This is a genomic window from Nonomuraea sp. NPDC049725 (assembly GCF_040674795.1).
In the GTDB taxonomy this organism is placed as follows: Bacteria; Actinomycetota; Actinomycetes; order Streptosporangiales; family Streptosporangiaceae; genus Nonomuraea; species Nonomuraea ceibae.
Window position 1 is genome coordinate 78030 of the sequence record NZ_JBFANJ010000015.1, and the last position, 16489, is coordinate 94518.

15 protein-coding genes are annotated in these 16489 nt (G+C 74.1%); 7 read left to right on the forward strand and 8 right to left on the reverse strand.

Going from position 1 to position 16489, the window contains the following annotated elements:
- Positions 1 to 175 precede the first annotated feature (175 nt).
- The gene (locus AB0J53_RS33090) at positions 176 to 463 is read left to right on the forward strand and encodes a Fe-S cluster assembly protein HesB (RefSeq protein ID WP_219513915.1); all 288 of its coding nucleotides are present in this window, start codon (positions 176 to 178) and stop codon (positions 461 to 463) included.
- A gap of 64 nt (positions 464 to 527) precedes the next feature.
- Here AB0J53_RS33090 and AB0J53_RS33095 read toward each other — a convergent pair whose 3' ends face one another.
- Positions 528 to 1505 carry an acetylxylan esterase gene (locus AB0J53_RS33095; protein WP_364179645.1) on the reverse strand — a complete coding sequence of 326 codons (978 nt, stop codon included), beginning with the start codon at positions 1503 to 1505 and terminating at the stop codon, positions 528 to 530.
- Between the two features lie 94 nt (positions 1506 to 1599).
- Here AB0J53_RS33095 and AB0J53_RS33100 point away from each other — a divergent pair, with 94 nt between their 5' ends.
- Positions 1600 to 1869 carry a hypothetical protein gene (locus AB0J53_RS33100; RefSeq protein WP_364179647.1) on the forward strand — a complete coding sequence of 90 codons (270 nt, stop codon included), beginning with the start codon at positions 1600 to 1602 and terminating at the stop codon, positions 1867 to 1869.
- 8 nt (positions 1870 to 1877) lie between these two features.
- On the opposite strand, the gene AB0J53_RS33105 is transcribed toward AB0J53_RS33100, so the two are convergent.
- On the reverse strand, positions 1878 to 5897 hold the full coding sequence (locus AB0J53_RS33105) for a hypothetical protein (protein WP_364179649.1): 4020 nt from the start codon (positions 5895 to 5897) through the stop codon (positions 1878 to 1880).
- Between the two features lie 246 nt (positions 5898 to 6143).
- Entirely contained in the window at positions 6144 to 6662 is a 519-nt protein-coding gene (locus AB0J53_RS33110) for a hypothetical protein (protein WP_219513923.1), read from the reverse strand.
- A gap of 268 nt (positions 6663 to 6930) precedes the next feature.
- Between AB0J53_RS33110 and AB0J53_RS33115 the strand changes: the two genes are divergently transcribed.
- Both AB0J53_RS33115 and AB0J53_RS33120 read left to right on the forward strand, forming a co-directional pair.
- Positions 6931 to 7653, forward strand: coding sequence for a L,D-transpeptidase family protein (locus AB0J53_RS33115; RefSeq protein WP_364179651.1), 723 nt, complete (start codon positions 6931 to 6933; stop codon positions 7651 to 7653).
- 54 nt (positions 7654 to 7707) lie between these two features.
- On the forward strand, positions 7708 to 8235 hold the full coding sequence (locus tag AB0J53_RS33120; RefSeq protein ID WP_364179653.1) for an AAA family ATPase: 528 nt from the start codon (positions 7708 to 7710) through the stop codon (positions 8233 to 8235).
- A 30-nt stretch (positions 8236 to 8265) separates the two neighbouring features.
- Here AB0J53_RS33120 and AB0J53_RS33125 read toward each other — a convergent pair whose 3' ends face one another.
- The 5 genes from AB0J53_RS33125 to AB0J53_RS33145 are packed head-to-tail and all read right to left on the reverse strand — an operon-like array spanning position 8266 to position 14308.
- The gene (locus tag AB0J53_RS33125; protein WP_364179655.1) at positions 8266 to 9129 is read right to left on the reverse strand and encodes an LLM class flavin-dependent oxidoreductase; all 864 of its coding nucleotides are present in this window, start codon (positions 9127 to 9129) and stop codon (positions 8266 to 8268) included.
- 29 nt (positions 9130 to 9158) lie between these two features.
- A complete protein-coding gene (locus tag AB0J53_RS33130; protein ID WP_364179657.1) occupies positions 9159 to 10196 on the reverse strand; it encodes an ABC transporter ATP-binding protein in 1038 nt (345 codons plus the stop codon).
- The gene (locus AB0J53_RS33135; protein ID WP_364179659.1) at positions 10196 to 11875 is read right to left on the reverse strand and encodes an iron ABC transporter permease; all 1680 of its coding nucleotides are present in this window, start codon (positions 11873 to 11875) and stop codon (positions 10196 to 10198) included. The genes AB0J53_RS33130 and AB0J53_RS33135 overlap by 1 nt, the downstream gene beginning before the upstream one ends.
- Entirely contained in the window at positions 11875 to 12882 is a 1008-nt protein-coding gene (locus tag AB0J53_RS33140) for an extracellular solute-binding protein (protein ID WP_219513943.1), read from the reverse strand. Before AB0J53_RS33140 ends, AB0J53_RS33135 begins: the two co-directional genes overlap by 1 nt.
- A 28-nt stretch (positions 12883 to 12910) precedes the next feature.
- Entirely contained in the window at positions 12911 to 14308 is a 1398-nt protein-coding gene (locus AB0J53_RS33145; protein WP_219513960.1) for a CehA/McbA family metallohydrolase, read from the reverse strand.
- Between the two features lie 244 nt (positions 14309 to 14552).
- Between AB0J53_RS33145 and AB0J53_RS33150 the strand changes: the two genes are divergently transcribed.
- The 3 genes from AB0J53_RS33150 to AB0J53_RS33160 are packed head-to-tail and all read left to right on the forward strand — an operon-like array spanning position 14553 to position 16424.
- Entirely contained in the window at positions 14553 to 15023 is a 471-nt protein-coding gene (locus tag AB0J53_RS33150; RefSeq protein ID WP_364179662.1) for a hypothetical protein, read from the forward strand.
- 49 nt (positions 15024 to 15072) lie between these two features.
- Positions 15073 to 15612, forward strand: a complete 540-nt coding sequence (locus AB0J53_RS33155) for a GNAT family N-acetyltransferase (RefSeq protein WP_364179664.1) — start codon at positions 15073 to 15075, stop codon at positions 15610 to 15612.
- A 47-nt stretch (positions 15613 to 15659) separates the two neighbouring features.
- A complete protein-coding gene (locus AB0J53_RS33160; protein WP_364179666.1) occupies positions 15660 to 16424 on the forward strand; it encodes an SDR family NAD(P)-dependent oxidoreductase in 765 nt (254 codons plus the stop codon).
- The last annotated feature ends 65 nt before the right edge of the window (positions 16425 to 16489 follow it).

Consider the following 16489-nt stretch of genomic DNA (forward strand, 5'->3'; position numbering starts at 1 on the left):
ACTGTCAGTGAGATGTCAACCACGAACAGTAATAAGGTGTTCGCGTTCTCCGCCGCGCCATGCCGCGCCGGGCGGCGCGCACCGAACGGTAAAGATTTCGGCCGCGGATGGTTGGGTCCGGTGGAAGGGGGAAGGGCAGGCAACTCATGTACGTCGAAAACGAGGAGGAGCCCTGGTGCTCACCCTGACAGCCAACGCAGCGCAGGCCATCCGCGACCTGACGGCGACGGCGCCCCAGCCGGCCCAGAGCGGCATCCGCATCTCGTCCCAGGGCGACAGCGCGAACTCGCTGACCCTGTCGCTGGCGACGGCTCCGGAACCGGCCGACGAGGTGGTGGAGGCCGAGGGGGCCCGCGTCTACCTCGACCCGGTGGCCGCCACGGTGCTGGAGGACAAGTCACTCGACGCGGGCGCCGACGACCAGGGGGCGGTGTCGTTCCTGGTCACCGACCGCCCAGCCTGACCACACAGCCTGACCACACACACGCTTCCGGTCCGGTACGCGCCCGTACCGGACCGGCGGCGTGTCAGGCGGACAGCAGCTTGTGCAGGTAGCGGAGCTGCTCCTCACGCTGGTAGCCGCTGCCGCCCTCGTGGTCGTTCCACGGCCAGACGGTGATCTCCTTGGCGCCCTGCCAGTGGTTGTAGCCCGCGAACACCGTCGAGGGCGGGCAGGTCAGGTCCATCAGCGCCACCGAGTACAGCGCGGGCACCCGGCCGCGGGCGGCGAAGTTCATCCCGTCGAAGTACGACAGCGTGCGGAACACCTGGTCGGCGACCTCGCGCCGGCTCGCCAGGAAGCGCACGATCTCCTGGTACGGGTCGCGGTCGGTGATCTCGACGGCCCGGCGGAAGTGCGTCAGGAACGGCACGTCGACGAGCGCCGCCAGGACCCCCGGGTGCAGCGCGGCCGTGGCCTGCGCGATGCCGCCGCCCTGGCTGCCGCCGGAGACGACGATCCGGCCGGGATCGACGGCGGGGTGCTCCGCCGCCGCGTCGACCGCCCGCACCGCGTCGGTGAACACGCGCCGGTAGTAGTAGTCGTCCGGGTCCATGATCCCGCGCGTCATCATGCCGGGGGCCTGCGCGTTGGCGCTGCCGTGCGGGTCGGCGGTGGTGCCGGGGCTGGCGAAGTTCGCGCCGCCGTGGCCGCGCGTCTCCATGACGAACACCGCGTACCCGGCCGCCGGCCACAGCAGGTGGTCGTGCGGGAAGCCGCGCCCGCCGCTGTAGCCGATGTAGTGCATGACGCAGGGCAGCGGACCCTCGGCGCCGCGCGGCGTCAGGAACCAGCCGTTGATCCGGTGCCCGCCCCAGCCGGAGAAGGAGACGTCGAACGCGTCCACGTGGGCGTAGGGAGCGTCGTAGGGGGTGTAGACGGCGTCCAGGGCGAACTCGCGCGCCTCGCTCAGCGTACGGGCCCAGAAGTCGTCGAAGTCGGCGGGCTCGTCGCGTTCCGGGCGGTAGTCGCGGAGCTGGTCAAGCGGCAGATCGAACAGGGGCACTGCGAAACTCCAGCCTTTGTTGAGGGTCCGGAGATATTTCACCGCATGGACCCTGGTAACCGCTATCCCCCGTTTTCCTGGGTAGTGCGGGCGGATGGACCTCATCGAGACCTCCGACCCCCGGCTGGCCCCCGGCATGATCCTGGACGCGCCGGTCGAGTTCGACGACCTGCTGCTGCGCTTCGGCGACGACTCCGAGTCGCGCGCGGAGCTGACCCGTGACGACACCGGCCGCCCGGTGTTGCGCGTGGGCGGCTACATGACCATGGACGGCACGGTGGTGGCCGAGCGCGTGTGGACGGTGAGCGAGGTCGTCGAGCGCGGCGGCCGCCGCCTCATCCGCCTGGGCCACCCGCTCGACTGAACCGCCGCCTACGCCCGGCAGCCCCCGGCGCGCGCGTCCACCTTCCACACGGCGCCGGGGAACGGCGACATGAAGTGGGTGAGCAGGTCGACCGCGTAGTCGGGCGTCTGGCCGCCGGGGTCCAGGAACGACACCATCTGCGGCCCGCCCGCGCCGCGCAGCGTGATGGAGTCGCCCTTCCCCCGCGCCGCGAACCCCGGCTTGGCACTGACCGCCAGGCAGGCGAGCCTGATCCCGGCCGCCGCGATCTGCGGACGGGTGGAGATGCGGCGCAGCCGCTGGTCGTAGCGGCGCGGCGCGAGCGACCTGGCCGCGCCCAGGCGCACCGACTCGCGGAAGACGTCCGCGCCGACCTCCCGGCTGAGCCGGACGCCCAGCGTGACGTCCGGCCGCAGGTCGACGCCGCGGGCACGCAGCGTGAGCCGGTCGTAGGCGCCCTCGAAGCCGGGCGTCAGGTAGCCGAGCGCCGCCGGCGCCTTCAGCCCGAACGGGACCCGCCCCGGCCGCACCGTGAGCCGCGACACCTTCCGCACGGCCAGCGACAGGTCGGCGACGGAGCTGCGGCCGAGCGCGAAGTCGCCGTTCACCTGGTAGGACAGGAAGCCGCCGGTGTAGGGGACGTCCTGGGCGGCGCGCACCCGCTGGCGGGCGACCGGGTCGACGGTGAGCCCGGCGCGCAGCGCGACCCGGCCGGTGGGCACCGGCCGCGACACCAGGTCCACCGACAGGCCGGGGCCGAGCCTGACGGTGGTGTCGGCGGCCAGGTCGGTGACGGAGAGCGACACGTGCCCGAGCCGTCCTGACCGGTCGGCCAGCCCGCCGTCCACGCGGAGCAGGCCGTCGAGCGTGGACAGGCCGCCCTCGGCCTTGTACGTGACGGCCGGGACGCGCAGCCCGGTGGCCGAGGCGTCGGCGTCCACGCCGAACCGGGCGGGCACGTCGGTGAACCGCAGCTCCCCGCTCCCGGCTCCCGGGACCGTCACCTGGGCGCTGAGCCGCTCGACCGGCGCGGAGTTGATCACCCGGACGCGGGTCCGCGCCCCGTACGTGCCGTGGACGGCCACGGCTGCGGGCACCGGCGCGACGGCGACCCGCCCGCGCGCGCCCCCGGCCTCGGCGTGCGCGGTGAGCGCGCCCAGCGTGGCCGCCGGCTCGACGCGGTAGGCGGCCTCGACGACGTTCCCCTGCGGGCCGGGCGTCACGCCGAACGGGCCCAGGGACATGCGGGTGATCCGCGACGGCAGCCCGGTGAGCCGGGCGGCGACCTTGACCGGCGCGGGCGGCAGGACCGTCCCGGCCAGGTAGAGCCCGAGGCCGCGGCCGCCCGGCCGGTAGCCGTCGAAGGTGAACGTCCTCCTGGCCGGGTCCACCGTCACCTTCTCCGGCAGCCCGGCCACGTCCAGGTGGGCCCGGACAGCGAAGCAGCCCCGTTCGGCGCAGAACGCGCCCGGCGCGCAGCCCCGCGTGCCCGGCCGGCAGCCGCCGTCGACGAGCGAGATGCCGTCGTCCAGCGCGGGCGCGTCCTTCAGGTCGCGCAGCGCCCCGGTCTTGCCGGCCCAGGCGCGGGCGCGCACGTCCATGCGGGTGCCCGAGTACGTGACCTGCCCGCCCGACACCGAGACCGCGAGCCGCCCGGGCGCGGGCCCGGCGGTGCCGAGCAGCCCGGCGCGCACGTCGCCGCGCGTGACGTCGGCCGACAGCGCGAGCGTCTGCCGGGCGGCCCGGACGTCGGCGGCGAACCCGCCGTCCGACGGCGTGAACGCGACCGAGCGCAGCCCCTTGACCCGCACGGCGGCGTCCAGGTCGCCGGACGTCTCGTCGTAGTGGGCGGCCAGGTGCGGGCCCGCCGGGACCTTGGCGCCGTCGTGGTTGGTGAACGCGAGCGCCGCCGAGCCGACCGGCCCGGACAGGCCGCGGAAGCGGTAGCCGCGCGGGTCCCAGGAGGCGTCGAAGCGGGCCGGCACGCCGGTCACCCGGGCGGCGGCCCGCACCTTCCGGCCGCCGGCGGTGGCGCGGGCGAGCGCGTCCACCGAGCGGACGGGCGCGCCGGAGGTCCAGGTGAGCGTCCTGGCGGCGATGTCGGCGACGAGCTCGGCGCGCCTGCCGGGGCCGGTCACCGTGGCGCTCAGGTCGTCGCCGCCGCGCCGGGCGCGCAGCCGGATCTCGCGCAGCGGCGCGGACCCCGAGACGGCCGCCCTCGACCGCTCCCCCAGCTCCCACGACGCGCCGGCGTCGCCGCGCACGCCCCGCGCGGTGACGTCGACGGCGAGGGCGGAACGGGTGTTCGCGTAGGCGGCGCGCACCTCGCCGATCGTGCCGGCGGACCGGTAGACGGCCTTGCCCGCCGGGTCGAGCGTGACCTCCACCTCGTGCGGCGTGTTCGACAGCTCCAGCCTGGCCCGGTGCGCCCCGTCGACGCTCGCCGCGCCGGTGAACGGCCGGCCGCCGCCCGACTCCAGCCGCGCTCGCGGCCGCGCCCCGTACGTGACGTCGAACGCCGACAGCTTGGTCAGCAGCGCCGAGACGCCGAACGCGGCGCCGTCCTTGATCATGGTGACGTGGCCGCCGCGCGGGGTGGCGAGCGCGCCGCCGCCGCGCTGGAGCACGGCCTCGAACCGGCCCACGGGCGAGCTCGCCGTCAGCCGCACCCGGTGCGCGGCCGGGTCGTTGACCAGGCGCAGCCGGGCGGGCAGGCCGGTGAGCCCGGCGCGCAGCACGGCGCGGCCCGCCGCCCGGTCGTAGTAGCGGACGCGCGCCGCCCCGGCCCGGCCGCGCCCGGTGCCGAACGTCAGCACCTGCCTGCCGCGCTCGGTCGCGTACCGGGCGGTCAGGACCGGCGGCACGTCGCGCAGCTCGACGCTCGCCAGCCGGATGAGCCGGCCCTCGCTGTAGTGGTGGTCGTGCAGCTCGGCGCGGCCGATCCGGCTCGGCGCGGTGAAGCGCGCCCCGCCGCCCTCCAGCGTCACCCGGGCGCTCCTCGGCATCCGGTCGAGCACCGCCCGGGTCACGCGGCGGCCGGTGACCGCGAGCGCCTCCACCCGGGCCGGGGCCGACGCGGTCACGTCCAGGCGCGGCGAGCCCAGGCTCGCGTCCACCGTGAGACGCCCGGTGGCGGGCGTCTGGCGCAGGCTCACCAGCGCCTTCCCGGTCAGCCCCGCCACCGTCGTGGCGGACGCCCCCGGGTCCGTACGGGTCACGCTCGCCTTCACGTGGCCGCCCGACAGGTCGACGGTGAACGTGCCCCGGTCGGTGCCGGACAGCAGGCCGCCGAAGCCGACGGAGACCCGGCCGTCGTACTCGGCCCACACCCGGGCCCTGGCGGCCGGGCGGCCGGGCAACCGCCTGACCGTGAAGCCGAGCCCGACGGCGGACTTCCCCGGCTCGGCCTCGGGCAGCAGGTACGCCGCCACGTCGGCCCTGTCGTCGCCGGTCACGTCCGCGGCCACCGGCTTGGCCAGCGGCTGCGGGCCCGAGCAGGAGACGGGCACCCGCTCGCTCTCCACGCACAGCCGGTACGTCAGGCCGGGAACCTGCTTGGCCAGCTTGCCGAACAGCCCGGCGACGGGGGCCTGCAACGCCAGCGGCGCGGCCCCGTCGGCGGCGGGCAGCACGTCCCGCGGCGACACCGGCCCGCCGTTCCCCGGCCCGTCGTTCTCCCGCCCGTCGTCGCCCGGCCCGTCGTTCTCCGGCCCGTCGTCCGCCTGGGGGTCCGTCTCCGGCGCCCGGGCGCTCTCGCGGGCCTCGGCCTCGACGGCTTCGGCGAGCGCCGGGCCCGCCGGGGTGGTCACCTCGGGGGCCTCCGGGCCGGTCTGCCCGTCGCCGGGGTCGGCCAGGGCGGGCGACGGCTCCAGCGCGACCCGCACCGGCGTGCCGGCCGGCGTGGGCACCGGCGGCACGGTCCCGGCGCGGGGAGTCCGGGCCTCCGTCCGGGCAGGCTGCCCCGCCGGGCGGGCCGGGTCGGCGTGTGCCGGGGCCGGGTGAGGGGTGGCCGCCAGAGCGGCGATCGCCATGGACGTGGAAGCGAGCACGCGGCCCACGGCGTGCCGGCATGGCATGGCGCGAAACCCCCCGAAGTCATCCCGTTACGAATAGAAGTGACGAGACGACCACATATCCTGACTTGTAGTCAAGCCGTGGAGCTCCAGGCTACGGACGGTAAGCACGGAGCCGGGCAGCCGGCGGCTCATCCGGCCGTCAACGCGCGAATGCCGCACCCGTGGCACGGGCGCGGCATCAGCGGTCAGACCGGGCGGGCGCGCGGGCGCGCCCGCCGGTCAGTCGTCGTCGTGGTTGCGGTCGTGGTGGCGCCAGCCTTCCCACCAGCCGTTACCGTCGTCCCAGCCGCGGTTCCAGTCGCGGTCGTGGTCGTGGTCGTTGTGCGCCCACCACGGCTCCAGCTCGTGCTGCTTGTGGGGCCACACCGGCTTGTGGATGACCTTTCCGGGAGGGCCCTGGGGGCCCTGCGGACCCGCCGGTCCCTGCGGGCCGCGCGGACCCTCGGGGCCCCTCGGGCCGCGACGGCAGTGGTGGTGGTGACGGTGGCACTTGTGGCGCCAGCCACCCCACCAGCGGTGGCCCCAGCCGTGCCCGCAGCGGCGGTGACGGCAGCCCAGGAGGGGCTTCTCGTGCGCACCGGTGACCACGCCCGCCTGGACGGCGGTGCCGGCCACCTGAGCCGTGCTGGCGCCGGCGGCCTGCGCCGCCGGGAGAAGCATGACGCTGGCGGCAGCAGTCGCGAGGGCCAGGGTGGCGACCCGCTTGAGCGCGCGCGGCGCTCGACTCTCAGTGTTCATGGGCGATCGTTTCCGTTCATGGGTTTATCGATCTGGACGCGGGGCGCCGACTCTCTCGCTCCGCGACAGCCGCAGACATACCCGCACTCCCGATCACTCTTATCCAGTCGAACAGCAATGGATGATCAAAGGATCGCCATTTCCGCGAGGCGTGAGAGCGAAATTCAATTTGTCCGGATTTAGCGGGACAACAATGGCTCGCAGCCCTTTACGGAAAAAGGCATTTCGCCGGGGTGCGCATGCACCGAACAGGGAAACGAAGTGGCGTATGATCAACGTCTTGGTTCTCGCGGTGGGCCTGGGACTGCCCCTCGCTCCCGCCGTCCCCGCACCCGCGGCGCTGGCGCCCGCCGCCCGCGCGGCCGCCGATCCCGCCGCTCCGGCGGGCGTGCTGCGGCCCGGCGACCGGGGCCCCGCCGTGAAGCAGATGCAGCGGCGGCTGCGGGCCGGCGGCTATTTCTGGGGACAGGCTGACGGGGTTTTCGACGAATCCACCCGGGCCGCGGTGTGGGGGTTCCAGAAGAGCCAGGGAATGCGCCCGCGCAACGTGGCCGACGCCAAGGTGCTGCGCGCCCTGGAACGTCCCCGGAGAATGCGCCCGCTGGTGCCGGGCGGCCCCCGCGACCGGGTCGAGGTCGACCTGCGCCGCCAGCTTCTCGCCGTTTACCGCGACCGGCGGCCGGTGCTGATCTCCCACATGTCGAGCGGCGCCGGAGTGCAGTTCTGCGAGGGCGGCCGCTGCCGGATCGCGCGCACCCCGGAGGGTGACTTCCGGGTGACCAAGCGGGCCCCGGGATGGACGACGGGGCCGCTCGGGTCGATGTACAACTCGCTGTACTTCGTCGGCGGGGTGGCGATGCACGGGTCGACGAAGGTGCCGCTGCGGCCCGCCTCCCACGGCTGCGTGCGGGTGCCGATGGACACCGCCGACAAGCTGTATCGCCTGGTCGACGTGGGTGAGCCCGTGTACGTGCGGCGCGGCGGGAGGTGAGCCGGCCGCCGGGGCCACGGACCGGCCGGACGGGGTCTCTGCCAGAATGGCCGCATGTCCCCAGCCCGCGCCCTCCTGATCACGGGCACTGTCGGCGCTGGCAAGACCACGGTGGCGGACGCGCTCGGCGACCTGCTCGCCGACGCCCGCGTCCCCGGCGCCGTGCTCGACCTCGACTGGCTGCGCCGCTCCTGGCCGTCGCCGCCCGGCGACCCGTTCAACTCGGCGATGACCGTGCGCAACCTGCGCAGCGTCGCCCGCAACTACCTGGAGGCGGGGGCCGTGCGGCTGGTCCTCGCGGGCGTCATCGAGAGCCTGGAGGAGCGGGGACGCTACCGGGAGGCGCTCGGCGTCGACCTGACCGTGTGCCGGCTGCGCGTCGAGCCCGCCACGCTCCGGCGGCGGCTGGTCCGGCGGCACGACGGCGACGAGGCGCGGCTGCGCTGGCACCTGGCCCGCGCGGGCGAGCTCGACGACATCCTGGACGCGGCCGAGGTCGACGACGTCACGGTGCAAGTGGCGGACGACCCGCCCGCCGTCGTGGCCGCCGCCGTCCTGAAGGCCACCGCCTGGGCCCCCTGACGCCGCCGCGAGCCCCGGTACGGCGTTCGGTCAGGTCAGGAGGGGCCGCACCTCTTCCGCGGTGAAGCGGACGAAGCCCGCCGGGTCGGGCTCGTCACCGGTGGGCTGCAGGATTACGGTGTCGGCCCCGGCCTCGGCCAGCCGCGCGGCGGCCTCGGCGATCGCCGCGGCCGGCCCGGCGGCGCCGTACTCCGGCCTGCCGCTGAGGGCGGTCTCGGCCTCGAGCCGGGCGGGCCCGTCGGGGCCGGTGGCGGCGTGCAGGTAGCAGACGAGCTCATGCCGGTCGTCACGCCCGGCCGCCTCCCGCCCCTCGTCGATGAGCCGGCGCGCCCGCCGTACGTCGTCCGGGGCGGTGCCGGCGACGATGACGGTGCCGTCGGCGGCCTCGCCCGACAGACGCAGGGTGCGCGGCCCGGTGGCGCCGGCGAGCACCGGCGGCGGCGAGGCGGGCGGCCACACGAGGGCGACGTCGTCGAGCCGCACGTAACGCCCCCGCGTGGTGACGCGCTCGCCGCGCAGCAGCGCCCGGGTGGCCGCCAGGTGCTCGCGCAGCAGCGTGAGCGGCGACTCCACGCGCGCCCCGGTCTGCCCCATCCAGCTCTGCACGCCGTGGCCGAGGGCGACGACGGCCCGGCCGGGGAACATCCGGTGCAGCGCGGCCGCCTCCATCGCGGCCAGCGCGGCGTTGCGCAGCGGGACGGGCAGCAGCCCGACACCGACGCGCAGCCTGCGGGTCCAGGCGAGCGCGGCGGAGGCGGTGGAGACGCCGCCCTCGAAGAAGCAGTCCTCCCACAGCCACAGCTGCTCCAGCCCGGCGTCGTCGGCGGCCTGGGCGACCTCGCGGAGGCGTTCGGGCGGGAGCTGGGGCCGGAACACGGCGCCGAGTGCGGTCATGTGATCCTTTGTACCCGCCGGTCCGGGGCTCAGGCGAGGCCCGTGTCGCGTTCGACGACGGTGAAGCGGTCGGCCACCAGCCCGACGGTGGCGCCGGTGGCGAGCGGCCTGCGGTGCTCGAACGTGACGTGCTCGCCGCCGGGCAGCTCGGCGACGGACTCGCGGCCGGACCCCTGGAAGCTGCTGCGCACCACGGTGCCGGTGAGCTGGGCGCCGGTGTCGACGAGGCGCAGGTCCTCGGGGCGCAGGGCGACGTTCACGACGGCGCCGGGCGGGCCGGGCGGCCGGCCGAGCGCGACGGTGGCGCCGCCGCCGAGCGCGAGCCCGCCGTCGGCGGTGACCTCGCCCTTCAGCAGGGTGACGGTGCCGACGAACGAGGCGACGAACGTGGTCTCCGGCCGGTCGTAGACGTCCTCGGGGGCGCCGATCTGCTCGACGCGGCCGCCGTTCATGACGGCGACCAGGTCGGAGATCTCCAGCGCCTCGTCCTGGTCGTGGGTGACGTAGACGGCGGTGATGCCGGTCTCCTGCTGGATGCGGCGGATCTCGCGGCGCATCTCGATCCGCAGCTTGGCGTCCAGGTTGGACAGCGGCTCGTCCATGAGCAGCACGTCGGGCTCCAGGGCGAGCGCGCGGGCCAGGGCGACGCGCTGCTGCTGGCCGCCGGAGAGCTGGCCGGGCCTGCGCTGCTCGCGGCCGGTCAGCCCGACCATGGCCAGCCCGGCCGCCACCTTGGCGGCGATCTCCTGCTTGGGCAGCTTGCGCAGGCGCAGCCCGTACGCGACGTTCTCGGCGACGGTCATGTGCGGCCACAGCGCGTAGCTCTGGAAGACGAACCCGATGCGGCGCTTCCACACCGGCACCCGGGCCAGGTCGCGCTCGCCGAACCGGACGCTGCCGGTGTCGGCCGTCTCGAACCCGGCGACGATGCGCAGCAGCGTCGTCTTGCCGCAGCCGGACGCGCCGAGCAGCGTGACCAGCCGCCCCGACGGCACCCGCAGGTCGACCGACTCCAGGGCGGTGGTCTCGCCGAAGGACTTGGAGACGCCCTCGATGCTGATGTCCATCAGATGCTCCGGAGGTTGTAGCGGCGGCGCAGCAGGTAGAGGGGGACGTAGACGGACACGAGCAGCACGGTGGTCATGGCCGAGGCGACGCCGAACGGGCTGCCCGGCTGCATGGCGTTGGTGAAGATGACCACGGTCATGGTCACCCACGGCACCGCGTACAGCATGACGGTGGCCGACAGCTCGGTGATCATCTGCAGGAAGCCGACGGTGCCGCCGGAGATGACGGCGGGCCTGATGATCGGCACGACGATGTCGCGGAAGCTGCGCCTGGGCGGCGCGCCGACGCTCATCGCGGCCTCCTCCAGCGACGGGTGCACCTGGGCGAGCGCGGTCTCGATGGACTTCATCACGTACGGGAGCCGCCGGATGAAGTAGGCGACCACGATGATCAGCGCGGTGCCGGTGAGGATGACCGGCAGGTGGTTGAACGCCAGGATGAACCCGATGGCGAACACGGTGCCCGGCAGGATGTACGGGACCATGACGAGGTTGTTCAGCAGCGGGCCGGAGATCCGGAAGCGCTTGCGGGCCACGATGTAGGCCACGACCACGCCCGTGACCAGCGCGAGCAGGCAGGCGATGCCGGCGAAGACGAAGCTGAGCACGATCGGCTGCAGCGACTCCTCGAACAGCCGCCGGTAGTTGTCCAGCGTCGGCTCCCACTGCAGGATGCCCGACTGCCAGCGCAGGAAGCTGGTGAGGACGACCACGAGGTGCGGCACGAACCCGAGCAGCAGCGCCGTCCAGATCCCGCCCAGCGTCAGCGCCCTGGACAGGCCGCGCAGCTCGCGCAGCGGCTGCTCCCGGCCGCCCGTCACGGCGAACGAGCGCCGCGCGACGATCCGCCGCTGCGCGACCAGGGCGAGCCCGGAGACGAGCACCATCACGATGCTGGCCGTGGCGGCGACGCCGGGGCTGGCGGCCACCTCGGACATGAAGTTCTGGTAGACCACGACGGGCAGCATCTGGTAGCCGCCGCCGATGAGCATGGGCGTGCCGAAGTCGGCGAAGATCCGCATCCCGGCCAGGTAGCAGCCGGTGACGATCGCGGGCACCGCCAGCGGCAGCGTCACCTTCCAGTGCGCCCGCCACGGCGTGGACCCGACCGACAGCGCGGCCTCCTCCAGCGCCGGGTCGACCGCCCGGAACGCGTCGTACACCATGAGGAAGATCAGCGCGAACGTGAACCACACGCCCACCCAGATGATGCCGCCGACGCCGAGGATCGAGTCGAACGGCAGCGGCACGCCCGCCTCGCGGGCCGCCTTGGTGACGATGCCGCCGCTGCCGAGCAGCAGCAGCCACGCGTACGCGCCGAGGAACGGCGGCGAGGTCGTCGCCATCGTCAGCAGCGTGAGCACGGCCTCCCGGCCGGGCACCCGGTAGCGGGCCATGACGAACGCGAGCGGCACCGCCACCAGCGCCGCCCCCGCCGCGACGGCGAGGCTGACGACCACGCTGTGCACCAGGGGCGCGGTGAACCGGTCGTCGGCCGCGAACGCGGCGAACCGGTCGAGCGTGAACTCGCCCGTGTCGGAGGTGAACGCGGCCGTGACGATCCACAGCTGCGGGTAGACGATGAAGATCAGCAGGACGAGCAGGGCGAGGAGGCCGGCCAGCCGCCACGGGTCGCGCCAGTTCGCCCGGGAGGAACGGGACCGGGACCGGACGGCCATCAGCCCGCGCTCTTGACCGCGTCGTCGAACTTGGCCAGGATCTCGTCCTTCTGCCCGGCCGCCCACTTCTCGTCCACGCCGGCCCGCTTGAGCTGCTCGACCGGCGGCAGCCCGGTCGGCGCGGACACGTCGGCGCGGGAGGAGCGCCGCTGCACCTGGTCGACCATCGTCTGCTGGGCCTCCTTCGACATCAGGAAGTCCACGAACGTCTTGGCCGCCTCCAGGTGCTTGGCGCCCTTGATGACCCCGGCGGAGCCGATCTGGCTGGACACGCCGTCGGACGGGTAGATCAGCTTGATCTTGGCCCCGGCCTCGATCCACTTGGCGCCCAGGTCCTCGTTGATGAACGAGGTGCCGACCTCGCCGTCCTTGACCATGTTGAACATGGCCGTGGAGCCGTCGAGCAGCCGGGCGTTCTTCGCGAACCGCGTCACGTACTCCCAGTCGTGCAGCGTGACCATGGTGGTGAGCAGGCTGTAGGAGGTGCCGGACGACTTGGGGGTGGCGAAGGCGATCTCGCCGCCGGGGTAGTCCGGCTCGGCCAGGTCGGCGAACGTCCTGGGGTGCTTGCTCGCGTCGGGGAACTTGTCGGTGTTCACGGCGATCGCCTGGAAGAGCAGGTCGGTGGCGTGCCAGACGTGGTTGGGGTCCTTGGCCACGGTGGCGGCGTCGTTGGGCAGCTCGACGGGGGCGATCAGGTCGGCGTTGGCCGAGTACAGCTCGGACGAGCCGCCCCAGATGACGTCGCCGAGCGGCCGGTCCTTCTCCGCCCTGACGCGGGCGAACGCCTCGCCGGTGCCCGGCAGACTGATCTTGTTGACGGTGATGTCGGGGTGCGCGGTCCTGAACGCGGCCAGGATCGGGTCCGTCACCTCGGGGCCGCTGACGGAGTAGAGCGTGAGCGAGTTCGCGTCGCCCTGGCCGGCGCCCGCGTCGTTGTTGGTCAGCACACCCGAGCAGCCCGCCAGGGCCAGCGTGACCGCGCCGAGCATGATCCCGTACCGCATGGTGGTGTCTCCTGATCTGAGGGGGGTTTCAGCGGATCCATACCGGGTTGCCGGCGGCCCGCAGCGAGCTGTGGTCGCGCATCGAGCTGGCCCAGAAGCGGGGGTCGTGCCTGCCGGGGTCGGCGTGCGCCTCGGCCCGGTAGTAGCCGGGCCGGTCGATCACGTCCTCGACGGCGATCCGCTGCCACTCCCCCGGCCGGTCCCCGGCCGGGACCACGCCGATGATCAGCCCGTCGCGCAGCACGAACACCACGACCGGCTCGTCCGCCCGCACGTCCACCTCGACGCGCACCCGCCCGCGCCCGGTGCTCGACCCCATCGGCGCGCCGTCCACGCGCATGTCGAGGTCGGCGCCGCGCCACACGGCCACCCGCCCGGCCCGCAGCCCCGCCACGATCCCCGCCCGGCTCGCCTCCTCGGCGTGCACCACGGTGACCACCTGGCCGAGCGCCTGCGCCGGGTCGTGCGGGTCGTGGCAGTCGCTGCCCGCGACGCCGATCACCCGGTGCCCGGCCGTGAGCAGCCGGTCCCACAGACCGATCTGCGCGTCGTTGTTGGCGCCCTGCTGGAGGTGGGCGATCTCGATGAGGTCGACGCGGTCCCACGGGGTGTCGAAGCGCCGCCACGCCTGGTCGCCGCTGAAGGCGTGGTTGACGCAGAGCAGCCCGCCCTGCTCGTGCACGTCGGCGGCCACCTGGGTCATCGTGTGCTCGGGGCGGTCCACGTACGTGTCGACCCAGCGCGACAGGCCGTGCAGGTTGGCGTGGCCGCGGTGGCTGGTGAGCTCCATCGAGCGCAGCAGCACGAGCTCGTCGTCGTGCGCGGCCAGGTCGTCCCAGTGGGCGGAGGTGAAGTGGTCGGTGACGGCCAGGAAGTCCAGGCGGGCGTCGCGGGCGGCCCGCACCAGGTCGGCGACGGGCCTGCGGCCGTCGGAGTGGTGGGAGTGGCTGTGCAGCTCGCCCCGGTACCAGCCGGCGCCGCCGCGCGTGACCTCCCCGGGCGCGGGACGCTCGCGCGGCACGGCCCGCGCCGCCGCCGTCGCCGGCTCCCCGGCCGGGCGGGCGCGCACCGTCAGCTCGTACGGCGCGGCCCGCTTGTGGCGGTCGAGATCGAGGCGTACGGTCCACCGACCGGGCGGCACCGGGCCCGGGACGCATCCCGGCGTCGCGTCGTGCCGCCCGACGCGGATCACCAGCCGCCGCGGCCCCGGCCCGCCGGGGCACTGCACGTGCCCCCGGAACGTTCCGGCGGGGTCGAGGAGCACCGCGTAGATCTGGACGACGTCCATGACCTTGTCGTACGCGAGCTCCAGCTCCAGCTCGCCCGCGCCCTCGGGGACGTCCAGCGGGTAGTGCAGGTAGTGCAGGTCCAGCGCGGGCTCCGGCAGGCTGGTGGCCACGCTGAGCAGCTCGATCTCCCCGATCATGGTGCCGCCGGACTCCCGTCTTCCTTGCCGATCAGTGACAGCTTTCTATCCGGGAGATGAACGAAATGTCAACGTTTGTTAAGACATTAGGTGAATCTGTCGTATGGTCGCGGAGACGTACCTACTTCCGGTAAAGGGGGCGGAGCGCGGCAAGCCGGTTGAAATCGGCGGTCATTCACCGGCAAGCCGGTTGAAACCGCCGCATCGCACAGTGAGGCCATCCACCAGGAAGGACGGTCCTCCGATGAGCCTCTCCCGCGCCCTCGCCGGTCTCGCAGCCGCCGCCACCGCCGCCGTCACCCTCGCCACCCTCGCCCCCGCCGCACACGCCGCCCCCGCCGCCGGGTCGTGGGGCCCGTACCAGGCTCCCGGGAAGCGGGCCGTCGCCGCGGGCACGCTGAGCGCCACCGGGGAGGACCACGCCGACCTGCCGACCGCCGACGCCGTCCGGATCAGCGGCACCGTGCGCGACAACACGCGCGGCGCCGCGTGCGGGTGGGCGGTCTTCCGCATCACCTACCGCTCGGGCGGCGAGCTGCCGTTCCGGCACCGCTGGGCCCGCGACTGCTCCTACCGCACCCCGAAGCACTTCACGATCAGCCACGGGGACGTCTACCAGGTCGAGCTCAAGGTCTGCGCCGAGCCCAAGGCCGCCAAGCCCTCCCTCACCTGCCTGTACGCGGGCACCTGGAAGACCCTCTACCTGTCGAAGTGACCGCCGGCCAGGCCGGAAAACCTGTCGAACCGCGCCGGAGCCGGGTGGTATGCGTGAGCGGGTGGACTTCTACCTGCGGACCGACCGCCTGGCCCTGCGCCGCTTCACCGAGACCGAGGCCGACGCCGACCTCCTGTACGACCTGCACAACGACCCCGAGGTGATGCGCTACCTCAACGGCGGCAAGCCGGTCCCCCGCGAGGTGATCACCGGGGAGACGCTGCCGAGGTTCGCCGCCGGGGGCTTCTACGCCGCGTTCGACGGGGAGACGTTCATCGGCTGGTTCCTCCTGAACGGCCCCGCCGAGGGGCCCGAGCTGGGCTACCGGCTGCACAAGGCGGCCTGGGGCAAGGGCTACGCGACCGAGGGCTCGCTGGCGCTCATCGACCGCGCCTTCTCCCTCGGCGCCCGGCGCGTGTACGCCGAGACGATGACGGTCAACCGCGGCTCGCGGCGCGTCATGGAGAAGTGCGGGCTGCGCTTCGTGCGCACGTTCTTCCAGGACTGGCCGGACGTGATCGACGGCTCCGACCAGGGCGAGGTCGAGTACGAGATCACCCGCGAGGAGTGGGAGGCGCTCCGGTCCTGAACCACCCGGCCTGGTGCACTGGTCAGACCAGTCGTTAGGGTGCCTCCATGGCATACGAGCGGTTGTTCCGCCTGGACGGGCGGCGTGCGGTGGTCATCGGAGCCGGCAGCGGCATCGGCAGGGAGTCGGCGCTCGCGCTGGCCGCGCACGGCGCCGACGTCGTGTGCGCCGACCGCGACCTGGCCGCCGCCACCGCCACCGCCGAGCGCTGCGGCGGCGCCGCCCGGCTGCTCGACGTGCTCGACACCGGCGAGCTGCGCGCCGCCGCCGCGGCCGAACACCCCGTCGACGTGCTCGTGTTCACCGCCGCCACGAACGTGCGCAAGCGGCTGCTCGACTACACCGGCGAGGAGTTCGACCGGGTCGTCGCCCTGAACCTGCGCGCCTCGTTCGAGGTGATCCGGGCCTTCGGCGCGGGCATGGTCGAACGGGGCCGCGGCTCCATCATCGGCTTCGCCTCGATCCGCGCCTCCGTGACCGAACCCGGCCAGGGCGTCTACTCGGCCACCAAGGCCGGGCTGGTGCAGCTCCTGCGCACCGCCGCCGCCGAGTTCGGGCCGTCCGGGGTGCGGGTCAACGCGATCGCGCCCGGCGTCGTCGAGACGCCGCTGACCAAGCAGATCAAGGACAACCCCGCCTGGTACGACGCCTACGCGGCCAAGAGCGCGCTGGGCCGGTGGGCCACGGCGGAGGAGATGGCCGGCGCGGTCGTCTACCTGGCGAGCGACGCGGCCAGTTTCGTCACCGGCTCCGTGCTCCACGTCGACGGCGGCTGGACCGCCGTAGACGGCCGCTTCGACCCACCGAACTAGCGCCCCTCCGAGGCCACCCGCCTCCCGGGTTGGCCGCCTCCCGGGTTGGCCGCCTCCGAGCGGCT

Coding starts and splice junctions, on each gene's coding strand:
- AB0J53_RS33100 (WP_364179647.1), top strand. CDS start 1,600: ATGGACCTCATCGAGACCTCCGACCCCCGGCTGGCCCCCGGCATGATC.
- AB0J53_RS33110 (WP_219513923.1), bottom strand. CDS start 6,662: ATGAACACTGAGAGTCGAGCGCCGCGCGCGCTCAAGCGGGTCGCCACC.
- AB0J53_RS33115 (WP_364179651.1), top strand. CDS start 6,931: ATGATCAACGTCTTGGTTCTCGCGGTGGGCCTGGGACTGCCCCTCGCT.
- AB0J53_RS33120 (WP_364179653.1), top strand. CDS start 7,708: ATGTCCCCAGCCCGCGCCCTCCTGATCACGGGCACTGTCGGCGCTGGC.
- AB0J53_RS33125 (WP_364179655.1), bottom strand. CDS start 9,129: ATGACCGCACTCGGCGCCGTGTTCCGGCCCCAGCTCCCGCCCGAACGC.
- AB0J53_RS33130 (WP_364179657.1), bottom strand. CDS start 10,196: ATGGACATCAGCATCGAGGGCGTCTCCAAGTCCTTCGGCGAGACCACC.
- AB0J53_RS33135 (WP_364179659.1), bottom strand. CDS start 11,875: ATGGCCGTCCGGTCCCGGTCCCGTTCCTCCCGGGCGAACTGGCGCGAC.
- AB0J53_RS33140 (WP_219513943.1), bottom strand. CDS start 12,882: ATGCGGTACGGGATCATGCTCGGCGCGGTCACGCTGGCCCTGGCGGGC.
- AB0J53_RS33145 (WP_219513960.1), bottom strand. CDS start 14,308: ATGATCGGGGAGATCGAGCTGCTCAGCGTGGCCACCAGCCTGCCGGAG.
- AB0J53_RS33150 (WP_364179662.1), top strand. CDS start 14,553: ATGAGCCTCTCCCGCGCCCTCGCCGGTCTCGCAGCCGCCGCCACCGCC.
- AB0J53_RS33155 (WP_364179664.1), top strand. CDS start 15,073: ATGCGTGAGCGGGTGGACTTCTACCTGCGGACCGACCGCCTGGCCCTG.
- AB0J53_RS33160 (WP_364179666.1), top strand. CDS start 15,660: ATGGCATACGAGCGGTTGTTCCGCCTGGACGGGCGGCGTGCGGTGGTC.